A 15384-nucleotide genomic window follows, 5' to 3' on the forward strand; every position below is an offset into this window, starting at 1 on the left:
CGTGGATGCCCCACCCGGTCGTGTCGCCGTCCCAGTAGGCCTCGACCGCGACCAGCGGCAGATCAAGCCCACTGGCCGCCTCGACCAGCTACTCCACTGTCTCCAAGCGATCCCCGATCACCCGGCCACGCCATGCCCCTGTAGCGAGGGCCGGGCTAGGGAAGCCAGGGCTCGCCGACGGCGATCACACGCCCCACCGTGTCGAGCTGAAGCATCATCAGGTGGTTCGGAGCGGATGCGACACGTTCCCGCAGATCCGCGAGGTCGCCGGTTTCGTACTCCTCAGGTCCCACCGAGAACGTGAACCTGACCGTCGTCGCCAGCTGGTACTCGCGAATTTCCGCCTCGACGTCATCGATCCGATAACCGTCCAGGCACGTCCCCGTGTCGTCGCCGGGCTCGGGGGTGCAGAGGACGTAGGCCTTCCGGTCGAGCCGGAGCGCGGTGCCGTCAACGCCTACCACCGTGCCGAGGTCATGAACCTCGCCGAAGCCGGAAAGCGGTGGGTGTGCGTCCCGCGGCAACGGCGAGCGGGACACCGACACTGGGGACACCGACACCGACGGAGATGCGGCCGGCGATGATGCCGGCGACCGAGACGGCGCGGGCGACGGCGACGAAGACGGAGACGGAGACGGCGGGCTGGGCTCGTCCGTCTCGCTGGAGCAGCCTGCGACCACGGCTCCGGCGACGAGTATCCCGCCGAGCGACCTGGACAACCCGCTGATTCCCGCACCAAACATGACGAAATACTAGTCGCGGCCGGTCGGTCGCGCCCTCCCGCTCAAGCTGTTGACGCGTCTTCGCGACCTCGACGGGTTGCCCGCAGCGCCATGATCCAGCTGATTGGCTCAGCGGGGGCGCGCAAGCAGTTCCGCGATGTGCGCCTCGTTGACATGAGGGCTGGTGCCAGCGGTACCGACGGCGCAGCCCGCGACGAGTACGGCGCGTTCCATCGCGTCGTCCGGGTCGCCGCCCGCGAGCCAGTAGTGCAGGAAGCCCGCGAACAGGGCGTCGCCAGCGCCCGTGGTGTCGGCCACCCCGTGCGGAGCGACAGCGCGGACCTGGCGGGCGGGACGTCCCCGGACGGCAAGCAGCGCACCGTCCGCCCCCAGCCCGACGACGACGATCCGTGCGCGAAAGCGTTCCAGTGCTGTCCGGGCGAAGACGGCCGGATCCGTGTCGAGCCGCTCGGCGGAGCAGAACAGGACGTCGGCGGCCTCGAGCCACGGCGCGCTGTAGGCGTCGTCGACTCCGGTGACGGTCTGGACGTCGACGGCGACCGGCACGCCTGCGGCCTTGGCGACCGTCAGGAGCGGACGGGCGAAACCAACGGTGGAGACGACGGCGAGCTGGGCACCGGCCACGAGCTCGGCGAACAATGCGGGCGGGTAGGTGGCGTCGGGGAGGTCCTTGAGGTCGGTGTGGACCTGCCGTGCGCCGCGCGGATCGACCAGCACGACGGAGGCCGGGGTACCCGCCACCGCCACGACCCCGGCCCCACCCAGGCCGGCACGCTTCAGCTCGGCGCGGACGAGGACACCAGCCGGGTCGGCGCCGACCAGCGTTGCCAGTACGACCGGGGATCCCAGCGTGCGCAACACGCGGGCGACGTTGAGCCCGACGCCCCCCGCCTCCAGTCGCAGTTGGTGTGGCAGATAGCGCACCGGCACATAGCGAAGCGGAAAGTCGTCCACCGGCACCGTCTGCTGCACGTTGGCAACCCCGGCAACCACCACCGGACCCGTCATAGCCGTCACGTCTACCACGCGCGTCGCACCGCTCGAACCACCTGGCACGCTTTGGGCACGCTGTACCCCGCAGCACACGTCGATGATCGTTCTAGCGTCGCGGTCAGTCGCGGACGACCACCATCTTGCCGCCGGCCTCGCCCTGGCGAAGCGGAGCGGCGCGCGGCGCGCGAAGCGGCGAACGGCGGCGGTCGTTACTGGCCCGGCCGCGTAGGGAAGGACAGGCCTATGACCGGGCAGGACCGGTGGGCCGGGGGCCCGCGCTACCTGCCGATCGCCGACCACGGGCTGATCGGCGACCTGCGCACCGTCGCCCTGGTGGGCACCGACGGGACCATCGACTGGTACTGCTGCCCGTCCTTCGACGCGCCCAGCGTCTTCGGCTCGATCCTCGACGCGGACCGGGGAGGGCGCTTCGAGCTGACGGCCGACGCGCCGGCGAGGTCAAAGCAGTTCTACTTCCCCGACACCAACGTCCTGATCACCCGGTTCTTCACCGAGGACGGCGTGGGCGAGGTCCAGGACTTCATGCCGATCATCGGCGACGCGAGCGCGGTCGGCCGGCACCGGCTGATCCGCCGCGTGGTGTGCGTGCGCGGGTCCATCCCGATGCGTGCGCGGGTGGCCCCGCGGTTCGACTACGCCCGGCTGCCGCACACCGTCAGGACCGAGGGCGGCGCGACGCTGTTCGAGTCGGCGTCGCTCTCCCTCGCGCTGACCGCCACGGTGCCGCTCGACGGGGACGGCCGGGACGTGTGGACGATCTTCAAGCTGCTGGAGGGGGAGTCCGCGGTCTTCGCCCTCGACCGGGTGGGCGGTGACATCGCGCCGCGCGGGTGTCCCCATGCCGAGGCCGAGCAGGAGTTCACCGCCACGGTGGCGTTCTGGCGCCGGTGGCTGGCCGCGTCCCGCTACCGGGGGCGGTGGCGGGAGATGGTGCACCGCTCCGCGCTGACCCTCAAGCTGCTCACCTACGCGCCGACCGGGGCGATCGTGGCGGCCCCGACGACCAGCCTGCCCGAGCAGATCGGCGGGGAGCGCAACTGGGACTACCGGTACGTGTGGGTCAGGGACGCGGGGTTCTGCGTCTACGCGCTGCTGCGGCTTGGGTTCACCGACGAGGCGCGGGCGTTCATGGACTTCCTGTCCGAGCGCGTCGCGCTGCGCGACAACTGCCCCCGCGGCCCGCTCCAGATCATGTACGGCATCGACGGCCGCGGTGAGCTGCCAGAAGATGAGCTGGGCCATCTCAGCGGGTACCGGGACTCCGCCCCGGTCCGGGTCGGCAACGCCGCCGCCGACCAGCTCCAGCTGGACATCCACGGGGCGCTCCTCGACTCCGTCTACCTCTACGACAAGTGGGGGGAGCCCATCTCCAGCGGCCTGTGGGACGAGGTCTGCGTCCTGGTGGACTGGGTCTGCGACCACTGGGACCAGCCCGATGAGGGCATCTGGGAGACCCGCGGCGGCCGCAAGAACTTCCTGTACTCGCGGCTGATGTGCTGGGTGGCGGTCGAGCGGGCGATCCGGATGGCGGCGCACCGCGGGCTGCCCGCCGACATCGTGCGCTGGCGGGGCTGCCGCGACGCGATCTACCGGCAGATCATGCGCCGCGGCTGGTCCGCCAACCGGCGGGCGTTCGTCCAGCACCTCGACGACGACGTCCTGGACGCCTCCGTGCTGATGATGCCGCTGGCGAAGTTCGTCTCGCCTACCGACCCGAAGTGGCTGTCCACGCTGGACGCGCTCGGCGAGGAGCTTGTGTCCGACTCGCTGGTCTACCGCTACGACCCCGAGGCGAGCCCGGACGGCGTGCGCGGCGAGGAGGGCACCTTCTCGATCTGCTCGTTCTGGTACGTCGAGGCGCTGACCCGGGCCGGGCGGCTCGACGAGGCGCGGCTCGCCTTCGAGAAGATGCTCACCTACGCCAACCACGTGGGCCTCTACGCGGAGCAGATCAGCCGCGCCGGCGAGCAGCAGGGCAACTTCCCGCAGGCCTTCACCCATCTGTCGCTGATCAGCGCCGCGTTCAACCTGGACCGTGCCCTCGGCTGACGGGTCGTGCTCAGCCCGGTGTTCCACCTCTCGGCTCGACCGGCCGGACGAGGCTCCCTTCGAGGCCTCGCCTTCGTCCGCCGCGTCGGGGGTCAGGGCAGCTGGGTGGCCAGGGCAGCTCTGGGGTCAGGGCAGCTCGGGGGTCAGGGCAGCAGGGTGTCCAGGAAGGCGTTGCTGAACACGCGGTGCGGGTCCAGGGCGGAGAGGATCGCCCGGGCCGCGTTCCAGTCGGCCCCGGCCGGGGCGCCGGCGGAGTAGCTCGCCGGGATCGCCGCGGCGAGCACCGCCGGGTCGGTCCACGGGCCGGCGTCGGTGTGCGCGAAGCGCTTCGACCATTCCGGCCGGACGGCGGCGTACGCCCCGGCGTAGTTACTACGCAGCCAGGTCTCCAGCTCCCGGTAGAACTGGTTCTGGTACGGGGTGCCGGGAACGCTCACCACGTCGACCCACACCACCGCGTCCCACTCCGGGTGGTCCGGCCGCGCCCGCAGCGGTGACAGCAGCGCCGGCCGCGCGCCGGGCACCTGCGAGTCGGCGGGATTGTCGAGGCCGGTGACGCGGAACTCCACCGGGGCGTTCATCGGGTACTGGCCGCGCGCCTGGTACTCGGCCAGCTTGCTCTTGTAGAAGGCATAGAACTCGGAGGCCACCCGCTGGATGTCCGCGCGCCGGGTGTGGATCGCGTGGCAGGTGGTCGTGATCCGCAGCGTGCTCGATTTGACGTAGGACAGCAGGTTCTTCGACCAGCCCCAGATGTCCCAGCTCGCCGTCGAGATCAGGCCGGCGCCGACCAGGCTGATCTGGGTCTGCATCAGCGTCGGGGTCTGCGAGACGTCGCCGGTGATGATCTGTGCCAGGAGATCCGAGACCTCCTTCGGGATGATGTCGTTGAACGGGAAGTTGTACGGGCTGGTGACCTGCCGGGACAGCAGCGGCTTGTTCGGGCTCACCGTCCAGACCCGCAGCCAGGGGTTGGCCGTGAACGGGAACCAGATGCACACCACCCGGCCACTGGAGTTCACGTAGCTCGCGAAGGACTGGGCGCCGGCCGAGGCCGGGGGAGCGAACAGCGTGTCGGCGCTGACGTTGAACCAGCTCTGGCAGCGCAGCCGCCGGTTCGGCCCCACCCGCAGCGTCGCCTCGGTGATGAACGCCCGGCCCAGGTGGACGAGCAGCGCGCCGGCCTCGGCGTCGCCGCGCTGGAAGGTGCGCAGCACGTAGCGGTTCTGGCCGGCGTCCCAGACCACGGCGGTCAGCGAGACCGCCAGGTTGCTCAGCGACCCGAAGGTATGGCCGGCGGGGAGGGTCTCGCCCTGGGCGGCTATCCCGGTCCCGCGGCCGCCGACCGCCAGCACGCCGCCGATCGTGTTCTCGCCGATCGCGGGCGTCGCCGTCAGCCCGTAGCCGGCCGGTTCGAGCGCCGCCAGCACGGCGTCCACCGTGGCGCCGGGCTGGACGGTCACCGACGCCGGGCTGCCGGCGTGGACGGTGATCGCGGTGAGGTGCGCGGTGGTGTCGACGAGCACGACGCCCGATGCGCCCGCCGGTACCACCAGTGGTGACCAGTTCAGCCGCGCGCCCCGCGGCCGTAATCGCCAGCCGTTGGCATGCGCCCAGTTCGCCATGGTCACCACGTCGGCGGGCGTGGCGGGCGCGGCGGTCCACAGGTTGTCGACCTTGATCTCACCGGACCAGTTCTGGAAGGCCTGCTGGTAGAGGGGAATCGACGACGGGAAGCCCGGGGGAGCGGGGGTGGCCGCCTCCGCGGGCGTCAGCCGGAAGGCGGGCGTCCACTGCAGCAGGCCGAACGCGGTCAGGCCCGCTCCCGCGATGACGGCCCGACGCGAGGCGTGAGCCCGATCAGGGTCCTCGTCCGGATGGTGCCGTGGTGCGGGGTCGTGATGACGAGTCATGGTGTCCCTTCCGGGCTTGTCGGCGCCGTCTCACGGACCAGGCCCGCCGCCCACATCCGGCTGGGCACGGCGGCAGGCGCGAGCGGACGGGCGCCGGGACGCGGCGGGGCCACGTCCGAGCAGGGCCGTCGAACGGCTGGGAGGGCTGGGAGGGCTGGAGACGATCTGAGCGGTGACGGCTGGTGCCTCCGAGGGCTGCGATCGTCTCTCTTGGTTTGACTGGTTCAAATCTGATGGTTCGTCAGAAACGCTCGCCGCGAGGGAGATGATCTCGGACGTCCCTCGGGCCGTCAAGAGGATCCTTCGCGGATCGCGGATCATCGCTCATGTCCGAGTCTCGGAGTCCTCGGCCGGGCGTGGGCCGTCCTGCCGTGGAGGCGGGGATTCCGCTGACGCGTCCCGTGATCGGATGGCGGGTCGCTCTTGGCCTGCGATCATGCGTTACATGACGGTGACGCCGCGTCCTGGTCGAAGTCCCTGCGTCCAGACCCGAGACGCAAAAACCAGCTTGGTCTCTCGGCCTCAGGTGTCGTATGCCATCCGGGCTGCCCGGGTCCGGGCCCGGGTCGCTATCGGCTAGTTCCTGCGGCCCGGCGGCGGCTGCCACGACGATGAGCGCGAGGACGGTGACCGCCGCGGCGTCGCGGCGGCGGATCCGGGCGGCCAGGACGACCCGGGCGCCGAGGACGGTGACGGCGAGGGAACCGGCAAGGATGGCTTGGACCTGGTAGACGGCCAGAGTCCGCAGCGCTGCGACGGACGCGAGCCAGGCCAGCAGGTCGCAGCCGAGGCCTGCCAGATACAGCGGATGGCGCAGCGCCCGTAGCGTGTCGGGCGCGCGGCGGGCGCCTTCGGCTTGGGCGATCGAACCGGCGCCATAGCTCACGGCGGCGGCCACGGCGAACGCGAGCGCCACGGCGTGTCCCGTGGTCATTGCGGACTGTCGGTCGTGCTGGCGGATCGGTGGCCTGGGGCCGGGTCACGTGCGTCGTCGTTCTCATCGGCGGTATTCGCGCCGTCGCCGACGTCCACGCCCAGTGCGTCCACTGTCACGCCCCCACCTCTGCCCTTGCCTCGCGTCAGCGGATTGCCGGGAACAGGATTCCGGCGGCGTGCTCTGGCCTCGGCTAGGAGCGTCGGCGCGCAACGGTATCGCCTTGCGTTCCGGTTGGAAGCGACGGCGGTCGTCAGGTCGATATGGCCGGCCTGGCCGGCCGGGCGCCGTTTTAGGCATGCGGGTCAAGCCGGTATCCGGCGCCCCGGACAGTGAGAATGGTGGACCGGCCGAACGGCCGGTCGATCTTGTCGCGCAGATAGCGGACGTACACGTCCACCACGTTGGAGACACCGTCGTAGGAGAAGTCCCAGACGTGGTTGATGATGTACGTCCGGCTCAGCGTCTGTCCGGGCCGGCGCATCAGTTCGTACAGCAACGCGAACTCCTTCGCCGACAGCGCGACATTCGACTGTCCGCGGTGGACGTTGCGGGTCGCCGGGTCGAGGACCAGATCACCGACGCGCAGTTCGGTCGGGCGCTCCATCGGGCCACGGCGGGTCAGCGCACGGACCCGGGCGAGGAGTTCCTGCAGGTCGAACGGTTTGGTGAGGTAGTCGTCGGCGCCGGCGTCCAGACCGTGGATCTTGTCCTGGACGCCGTCGCGGGCGGTGAGCATGAGGACCGGTACCCAGCGTCCCTGCTCGCGGATCCGCCGGCAGACGTCGAACCCGTCCGGCGGCGGGATCATCGCGTCCAGCACCACCACGTCGTAGTCGGTCTCGGTGATGCTCCACACCGCGTCGGTGCCTGTAGCGACCGTGTCGACCGCATAGCCGGCTCGTTGTAGACCGCGGGTCAACATCGCGGCCATCGCGGTGTCGTCCTCGACGACGAGCAGCCTCATGTGCCGAGAATAGGTTTGATTGTTCGGTTGGTCGCATCCGTGCGTGGCACCTGCCGGGGCCGGCGTCGTCGACCGTGAGGCGGGAACTGTTGGCGTCGTCATGGCTACACCGTCAATCCGTGGTGCGTGTGTCCCCGGCATGGGTGAACAGTGACGCTGCCCGCCACCGCGTACAGAGCGCGCCGAGGCACGCGGCGGGTATGGCGCTCGGTGCGTGCGATCTGCTCAGGCATGACTGTCAGGATGGGCCGGAACGCATGAGAGGAACGTGAACGTGGGGGTGGTGCGGTGCGGCTGATGCGGCGGTCGGTGCGCACGCGGCTGCTGATGGCGTTCATCGCTGGCACCGTGATCGTGCTGGTCCTGGGTCTGTCGTTGCTCTACGTCGTCCTGGACCGGCAGCTGCGCGGCGCTCTCGACGCCGACTTGGCCGACCGCGCCGGTGACCTCGCGGTCAGTGTCCGGACCGGGGATCGCACCGTCGTGTCCGGTGATCCGATGGCGCAGGTGTACGCCGCCGATGGCACGGTGGTGACCGGGTCGGCGGAGCTGGGCGGCCGGCGGCTGCTGGACGCCGAGCAGGTCCGCGCCGTCCACGACGCCGTCCTGGTGGGCCGGGACCTGCCACTGGGCTACCGTGGCGCGCCGCTGCGGGTCCGGCTGCGGTCCCAGCCGGTCGGCGCATCCGGGTTGGTGCTGACCGTCGGCGTCGCCGCGACCTCCGTGGAACGGGCCAGCGACCGGCAGTTCATGGTCCTGCTGCTGGCCGCCCCGCTGCTGATCGCGGCGCTCGCCGCGCTGGGCTGGATCCTGATCCGGGCCGCGCTGCGCCCGGTGGACGCGCTGACCCGCCAGGCGGCGGCGATCTCCAGTCTGGACAGCACCCAACGGCTGCCGCCCGTTCACGGCGACGACGAGATCGCGCGCCTCGCGGCCACCCTGGACAGCATGCTCGCGCGGCTCGCGGTCGCGTTCACCCGCGAACGCGCGTTCGTCGACGACGCCAGCCACGAGCTGCGGACCCCGATCGCGGTGCTGCGCGGCGAGATCGACCTGGCGCTGACCGCGCTCGACGACCGTGGCGAGGTCGAACAGTCCCTGCTCGCTGCCCGTGGCCAGGTCGACCGGCTCACCCGGCTCACCGAGGACCTGCTGCTGCTGGCCCGCGAACGGGCCGGCTCCCTGGTCGTGCACCGCCAACCGGTCGACCTGACCGACCTGGCGCTCGCCGAGGCGGCCGCGCTCGGCCGGGTCACCGGCCTACGCATCGAGGTGCACAGCGAGCCCGTGGTCGTTGAGGCGGACCCCGACCGGCTGCGCCAGGTGCTCACCAACCTCGCCGCCAACAGCGCCGCCGCCGGCGCGACCACGGCCGACGTTCGGATCACCGCCGACCGGGACACCACTGCCGTCGCCTGGGCCGACGACGGGCCAGGCTTTCCACCCGACCTGGTGGACTCGGCCTTCGAACGGTTCGTCCGCGGCGACGCCGCCCGCACGACCACCGGCGCGGGGCTCGGCCTGTCCATCGTCCGGGCGATCGTGGTCGCGCACGGCGGCAGCGTCCAGGTGCGCAACGGCGCCCCGCTCGGCGGCGCCGTCGTGACCGTCGGGCTCCCGCTGACCTAGCTCCGTCCGAGGCCGCGATCCACGCCGTCCGCGCCCGCCGGCAGGTCAACGCAGTTGATCCCTCGGTCTGGACCCGGGACGATGCGGGCGATCTCGGCCGTTCGCCCGTCCCGGGGAAGGTTCGGCTCGGACATCAGGGTTCGAGGCTGGTCGTGTACCAGGAGAGCGCCGCGGCGAAAGCGGGACGCCACACAGCGAACGTGTGGCCGCCCGGCCGCAGGCGCAGCGAGACGGGGAAGCCGCTGGCCGCCAGTTCCGCCCGCATCCGCACCAGGCCGTGCGCGACCACCTGGTCGCCCGTCCCGGCGTCGAGCCAGATGATCGGGCGGGGGCCGGTCCGCAGCGTCGGCACGTACGCGTCCGGGCTGTTGGCCCAGGCCGCGGCGCGCGCGGCGGGCCCCGTCCCGAGCAGCGGGGCGAGCCCGTCGGTATGCGTCGGCTCGGTCAGAGGAGACCCGCATGGCGCCACGTGACCCCATATAAGCATCCGAACACCGAAAGAACGATGTGTACCATCAGCCCCCGCCGGAAAGCGCGTCGTCCCTGGTCAGCCCGGCGGGTCGATGCTCCGGCCGGTCACATCCGTCCCGGCAGCGGGTGCCTTCAACGGCGGCCACCTCGGGCCCGAGCGCGAGGGACGCGACCGGATCGGTCCCGTCCACCGCGTCCACCCGCTCGGTGTCCGCATGGCGGCCACCACCCGCCACCCGTCCGCGATCACCCGATACCAAAGATGATCTACGATGGCCGATGGGCCCGCGCCTGGGCGCGGAGCCATCCCGGCCGGGGCAGACCGGCCAGAATTCTCATCGTCCTCTCGTGTTCGACCACGACACTGACACTCGTCAACGTCGACATGGAGGTCCGATGACACTCACGGGGTGGCCATTCATGCTCCTACTGAGCGTGGTCGGCCTGGCGAGCGCCGCGGGCACATACCAGTCGTGGATGCGGTGGCCCGGTCGGTGGGCACTGCCCGGGCGCGCGGTCAGCCTTCTGATGATCATGATGCTTGGTGGAATCATTGCGCTCGCGCAGGTCAACCGCTCTTACGGCTTCTACACATCAGTCTCGGATCTGCTCGGCGGCCCGGCCAGCGCCCACAGCCTCGCGGTGCAGGGCCATCCGGGGAACGGCTACCGGATGGCCGTGCTGACCCCGAACTGGGCCGTGCTCGGTCACCGGGATGCGCTGCACGGCCACGGGATCATGCTCAACGTCCTGTACCCCGGGAAGCACAGCGGGTTGACCCACCACGGGCTGCTCTACCTGCCGGCGGCCTACTTCACGGGCAACACCCAGCGCCGGTTCGCCGCGGTGGAGGTTTTCCACGGCTACCCTGGCTCACCCGAAACTTTCCCCCAGCTGATGGACATCCAGACCCGGTTGGAAACCGAGATCACCGCCGGCCGGGTCCCGCCCGTGGTCCTGGTGATCCCGCAGGTCTACGCGGGCGGCCAGAGCTCCGAATGCGTCAACGCCGTCGACGGGGCGCAGTGGGAGACCTACCTCACCGTCGACGTCCTCGACGACGTCACCCGGACCTTCCGCGTGGACACGTCCCGTTCCTGGGCCTCGCTGGGCATCTCCACCGGCGGATTCTGCGCGGTGAACCTGGCGCTGCACCACCCCGAGCGTTTCGCCGCGGCGGCCAGCCTGTCGGGCTACTTCACCGCCGGCGAGGACCCGGGGACGGCAAACCTCTACCAGGGAGCGAGGTTCGCCAGCCGCGAGAATTCGCCCATCTGGTGGGTCCGCTACCACAGCCCGGTCGCGCCCGCGCTCTACCTGTCCGCGTCAGGCGGCGACCCGGGCGCCATGCACGAGGCGCGTGCGATGACCGCGACTCTGCGGCGCTACGCGCGGTCGCTCCCGACGACGACGGCGTTGGCCCCGTCCGGCGGGCACAACTGGGGCGTATGGTCCGCGGCCTTCGGGCCGGCGATCGACTGGATCGCCCAGTACCTGCCCGAACCGCTTGTGGCGCCACCCCCGGACCTGAGCTGAGCCGGCCGTGAGGGGCGGGTCCAGACGGGCCACCCGAGACGCCGACGATCCCGTGGAGACCTGTATGTCGTCTCCGATCACCAGGTCGTGCGATCCAGGTCACACTTACCGGGACCGGGGCTCCGCCCCTGTGGGCGCGGCCCCGGACGGCCACGGCCTGTCGTCGGCGGGCAGCGCGCCGGGACGACGAAGCGTCGCGGGCGCGTAGATCGTGGCAGCGGACGAGGGCAGCTCAGCCGTACGACAGGAGGGACGCAGAGCCATGTCAACCGCCATCGGTGCCGGTCCGATTGGGGCGGTCGACGACGTCGACCTTTCCGACCTCGCCTTCTGGGTCCGGCCGCGTGCCGAGATCGCCGCCGCGTTCGCTCTGCTGCGCGCGCGGCCCGGCCTGCCGTCCTACCTGGAGCCGCCCTTTGCCAACGATCTGATCCCGTCCGGGGCTGGCTACTTCGCGGTCACCCGCCACGCGGACATCGTCCGGATCAGCTCGGAGCCGGGGACCTTCTCCTCGGCCCGCGGGGCGACTTCGATCCAGGACCTGCCGCCCGACTTCCTCGAGTTCTTCGGCGGGATGATCAACCTCGACGCGCCGCGGCACCACCGGCTGCGGCGCATCGTCTCCCGGGCGTTCACCCCGCGCATCATCGCCCAGACCGAGCAGGACATCGCCGCGATCGCCCGCACGATCGTGGACGACCTGGTCGCCGAGGGGCCGGGCGACTTCGTCTCGCGGGTCGCCGCCCGGCTGCCCCTGGAGGTCATCTGCCGGATGATGGGCCTGCCGCAGGAGCGGTACGGCGACGTCTTCCGCTGCACGAACGTCATCCTCGGCTCCGGCGACCCGGACTACGTCCCGGAGGGCGCCGACATCGTGGCCGCCCTGCTCGGCGCCGGCGCGGAGCTCGCCGACCTCCTGCAGGAGACGGCGACGCGCCGGCGGGCCGAGCCGACCGACGACCTCACGACCGCGCTCGCCCTCGCCGAGGTCGACGGTGAACGCCTCGACGACAGCGAGATCGCCTCGTTCTTCATCCTGCTGCTGGTCGCCGGTAACGAGACGACCCGCACCGCGATCAGCCATGCGCTCCTCGCGTTGACGGCGTTCCCGGAGCAGCGGGCCGCCTGGCGGGACGACGTGGCGGGGGTGAGCCGGACCGCCGTCGAGGAGATCGTGCGCTGGTCGAGCCCGGTGCGCTGGATGCGCCGCACGGTCACCCAGGACGTCGAGGTCTCGGGGCAGCGGCTGCGCGCCGGCGACAAGGTGCTGTTGTTCTACTCGTCGGCGAACCGTGACGAGGCCGTGTTCGCCGACGCCGACCGGTTCGACGTCCACCGCGACCCCAACCCCCACCTGGGCTTCGGCGGCGCCGGCCCGCACTTCTGCCTCGGCGCCCACCTGGCCCGCCGCGAGATCTCGGTGATGTGGCGCGAGCTGTTCGCCCAGGCCCCCGACATCCGGGCGGTCGGCGAGCCCGAGTGGCTGGCCAGCAGCTTCATCAACGGCGTCAAGCGGCTGACCTGCGACTTCACCCCCCGCTAGCGACCCGGCGCCAGCCCGCGGCCCGCGGTGGGGGCGCCTGGTTCACCGTTGCGGAAGGAGCCGGCGGGTACGACCCGGTGCGCTGGGTGGAAGATCGCCGGCGATGTCGGCGAGTGACACGGAGCTCAGGCTGTCGCGCCAGGCCTGGTGCGCCCGGGCCATGGTGGTGGCGAGGACGCACGGGGCGGCGCAGTCCTCGCTGGGCAGGGCGCCGCGGCCGCGCTGCCGGATCTCGCGGCACCGGTAGGGGGTGGCGGTGCCGTCGACCGCCTCGACGACCTCCAGGACCGTGATGTCCGCCGGGTCCCGGGCCAGCCGGAACCCGCCGCGCGGGCCGGTCGTCGCCGTGAGCACGCCGGCACGCACGAGTGCCTGGAGCTGCTTGGCCAGGGAGGGCAGGGGCAGGTCGTAGTAGTCGGCGAGCTGGCCGGCGGAGGCGGCCTGCCCGGGTTCCAGCAGGGAGAGCGTGACGGCGCAGTGCAGCAGCCACTCGGTGCTCTCCGGCAGCCTCACGCCGCCACCGTATCGGAGGTGGCGGGATCTAGGATATTGCGGATATATTTCCTCCGAAATAGCCGGACGTGCGGGAGGTAGCGATGCGGGTGGCGGTAGTGGGAGCGACGGGCCGGATCGGGCGGCTCACCAGCGAGGTCCTCCGGGACGGCGGGCACGATGTGGCTCCCGTCGCCCGGTCACTCGGCGTCGACGTCCTGACCGGGGACGGGCTGGACAAGGCGCTGGACGGCGTGGCGGCCGTGATCGACTGCGCGAACACCCCGTCCCAGGACGTCACGATGGTCGTCGACTTCTTCACGACCACCACCGCGAACCTGCTGGCCGCGGAACAACGCGCCGGCGTGGGGCATCACGTACCGCTGTCCATCGTCGGCATGGCGGAGCCGCCGGCGAACCCGCACTACGCGGGGAAGCTGGCGCAGGAGGCCACCGTGGAGCGGGGACCGGTGCCGTGGACGATCGTGCGCGCCACCCAGTTCCACGACTTCGCCGCCATGGTCGCCTCCTGGACCGAGCGGGACGGCACCGCGGTCATCGCGCCGCTGCTCGTGCAGCCGATCGCCCCGGCCGACGTCGCCGCGGTCCTCGCCGAGACCGCCGTCGGCGAGCCCCGGCGCGAGCGGCTCGACATCGCCGGCCCGGAGACCCAGGACCTGGTGGACATGGCGCGGCGCACCTACGCGGCGCGCGGCCAGGAGATCCGGCTCGTGCCGACCTGGGAAGGGCCGCACGGCGTCAGCATGGCCGGCAACGCCCTGCTGCCCGGCCCGGGCGCCCGCATCATGCCCACCACCTTCGACGCCTGGCTGGCCGCCGGGGCGCAGTGAGCCCGCGAGGGTTAGCGTGCTGTTCTGGGAGTCGGGTGGTCTGGAGGCTGCGGTGGCGGATACCTGGGACCCGGACCGTTACCTGACCTATGCCGACGAGCGCGGCCGGCCGTTCGCGGACCTGATGGCCCGGGTCTCGGCCGAGCCGGCCACGGTCGTCGACCTGGGCTGCGGCCCCGGCAACCTGACCGCCCTGCTCGCCGACCGGTGGCCGGCGGCCCGCGTAGTCGGCGTCGACCGCAGCCCCGCGATGATCGCGAAGGCCGTGGACGAGCGGATCACCTGGCAGGTCGCCGACCTGCGCGACTGGGCGAGCACCGCGGCGGCCGGAAGCGTCGACGTGCTGGTCTCGAACGCCACCTTCCACTGGGTCGCGGATCACCTCGACCTCCTGGCGGTCCTCGGGCGCGCGGTGAGTCCGGGTGGTTGGTTCGCGTTCCAGGTGCCCGGCAACTTCGCCGCGCCGAGTCACACGCTGGGCGCGGAGCTCGCCGCCGAGCCGCCGTATGCCGCCCACACGGCCGACGTCGAGGTGGGGGCGGCGTACGACCCGGCGGCGTACTGGCGTGCCCTGGCCGCCGAGGGATTCGCCACCGACGCCTGGGAGACCACCTACCTGCACGTCCTGACCGGGCCCGACCCGGTGTTCACCTGGATCTCCGGCACGAGCCTGCGCCCCACGCTCGCCGCGTTGCCGGACGACCTGCGCCCCGCCTTCGAGCAGGAACTGAAGCGGCGCCTGGCGCAGGCATTCCCCGTCGACGGCGCTGGCCGGGTGCTGCTGCCGTTCCGTCGCGTCTTCGCCGTCGGGCACAAACGCTGAGGACTCGGTCCCGGCCTGGCGGGGCGGGGTGGTGACGCACCAGCATGTCGGGAACCCGATGCGCAGGTAGGCGAGTTCGGCGAGGCCATCGCCCGGCGATGCCTGCTCGAAGTCGAACAAAACCCGCCGGCCGATGGCTCGTGTCTGTGGTGGTGGATGGGCCGGGCGGTGGGGTCGTGCGTTCTAGGGTTCTAGAAGGGACAACGGTTGTCGGTATCCGGCCGATTGTTCGGCGGGTTCCGTGTCCTGGTCTGGGTGTCGGGTGTGGTGGCGGCGGGGTTGGTGGTCCAGGTGTGTGGGTCTTCTTCGGGAAGGAAACCTTCTTCGTCGTTGGTGGTGGTGTTGACGTGGTGGGTTCGGCCGGTGGGGGTGATCCAGATGAAGGTGCCTGGTTCGGGTTGGTGGAGTTGCCATCCTGG

Annotated in this window: 13 protein-coding genes and 1 pseudogene; 6 read left to right on the forward strand and 8 right to left on the reverse strand. The window is 71.5% G+C overall.

The features are described 5' to 3' along the window. Positions 1–155 precede the first annotated feature (155 nt). Both BCD48_RS10665 and BCD48_RS10670 read right to left on the reverse strand, forming a co-directional pair. A complete protein-coding gene (locus BCD48_RS10665) occupies positions 156–545 on the reverse strand; it encodes a hypothetical protein (protein WP_083418449.1) in 390 nt (129 codons plus the stop codon). A gap of 306 nt (positions 546–851) precedes the next feature. Next, the gene (locus BCD48_RS10670; protein ID WP_071048192.1) at positions 852–1751 is read right to left on the reverse strand and encodes a carbohydrate kinase family protein; all 900 of its coding nucleotides are present in this window, start codon (positions 1749–1751) and stop codon (positions 852–854) included. A 228-nt stretch (positions 1752–1979) separates the two neighbouring features. Here BCD48_RS10670 and BCD48_RS10675 point away from each other — a divergent pair, with 228 nt between their 5' ends. Further along, positions 1980–3806 (forward strand): glycoside hydrolase family 15 protein, encoded by a 1827-nt coding sequence (locus tag BCD48_RS10675; RefSeq protein WP_071048193.1) that lies wholly within the window; start codon positions 1980–1982, stop codon positions 3804–3806. Positions 3807–3949: 143 nt separating this feature from the next. Here the strand turns inward: BCD48_RS10675 and BCD48_RS10680 are convergent, their stop codons facing one another. The 3 genes from BCD48_RS10680 to BCD48_RS10690 form a co-directional block, all read right to left on the reverse strand. Then, positions 3950–5719 (reverse strand): cholesterol oxidase substrate-binding domain-containing protein, encoded by a 1770-nt coding sequence (locus BCD48_RS10680; RefSeq protein WP_071048194.1) that lies wholly within the window; start codon positions 5717–5719, stop codon positions 3950–3952. A gap of 241 nt (positions 5720–5960) precedes the next feature. Beyond that, positions 5961–6653, reverse strand: a complete 693-nt coding sequence (locus BCD48_RS10685) for a hypothetical protein (RefSeq protein ID WP_071048195.1) — start codon at positions 6651–6653, stop codon at positions 5961–5963. Between the two features lie 292 nt (positions 6654–6945). After that, positions 6946–7620, reverse strand: coding sequence for a response regulator transcription factor (locus tag BCD48_RS10690; RefSeq protein ID WP_071048196.1), 675 nt, complete (start codon positions 7618–7620; stop codon positions 6946–6948). Between the two features lie 297 nt (positions 7621–7917). Between BCD48_RS10690 and BCD48_RS10695 the strand changes: the two genes are divergently transcribed. Continuing rightward, positions 7918–9249, forward strand: a complete 1332-nt coding sequence (locus BCD48_RS10695) for a sensor histidine kinase (RefSeq protein WP_071048208.1) — start codon at positions 7918–7920, stop codon at positions 9247–9249. A 133-nt stretch (positions 9250–9382) separates the two neighbouring features. On the opposite strand, the gene BCD48_RS10700 is transcribed toward BCD48_RS10695, so the two are convergent. Continuing rightward, positions 9383–9736, reverse strand: a complete 354-nt coding sequence (locus BCD48_RS10700; protein WP_131803900.1) for an alpha/beta hydrolase — start codon at positions 9734–9736, stop codon at positions 9383–9385. 380 nt (positions 9737–10116) lie between these two features. Between BCD48_RS10700 and BCD48_RS10710 the strand changes: the two genes are divergently transcribed. Next, entirely contained in the window at positions 10117–11256 is a 1140-nt protein-coding gene (locus BCD48_RS10710; RefSeq protein WP_071048199.1) for an alpha/beta hydrolase, read from the forward strand. A gap of 262 nt (positions 11257–11518) precedes the next feature. Continuing rightward, on the forward strand, positions 11519–12799 hold the full coding sequence (locus tag BCD48_RS10715) for a cytochrome P450 (protein ID WP_071048200.1): 1281 nt from the start codon (positions 11519–11521) through the stop codon (positions 12797–12799). 42 nt (positions 12800–12841) lie between these two features. Here BCD48_RS10715 and BCD48_RS10720 read toward each other — a convergent pair whose 3' ends face one another. Continuing rightward, positions 12842–13312: an RrF2 family transcriptional regulator gene (locus tag BCD48_RS10720; RefSeq protein WP_071048201.1), complete on the reverse strand. Its 471-nt coding sequence runs from the start codon at positions 13310–13312 to the stop codon at positions 12842–12844. Positions 13313–13395: 83 nt separating this feature from the next. Between BCD48_RS10720 and BCD48_RS10725 the strand changes: the two genes are divergently transcribed. Continuing rightward, entirely contained in the window at positions 13396–14142 is a 747-nt protein-coding gene (locus BCD48_RS10725) for an SDR family oxidoreductase (RefSeq protein ID WP_071048202.1), read from the forward strand. A 52-nt stretch (positions 14143–14194) separates the two neighbouring features. Further along, the gene (locus BCD48_RS10730; RefSeq protein WP_071048203.1) at positions 14195–14965 is read left to right on the forward strand and encodes a methyltransferase domain-containing protein; all 771 of its coding nucleotides are present in this window, start codon (positions 14195–14197) and stop codon (positions 14963–14965) included. A gap of 191 nt (positions 14966–15156) precedes the next feature. Here the strand turns inward: BCD48_RS10730 and BCD48_RS52900 are convergent. Then, positions 15157–15384, reverse strand: a pseudogene (locus BCD48_RS52900) (HNH endonuclease signature motif containing protein); the annotation flags it as partial.

The organism is Pseudofrankia coriaricola (assembly GCF_001854805.1).
In the GTDB taxonomy this organism is placed as follows: domain Bacteria; phylum Actinomycetota; class Actinomycetes; order Frankiales; family Frankiaceae; genus Pseudofrankia.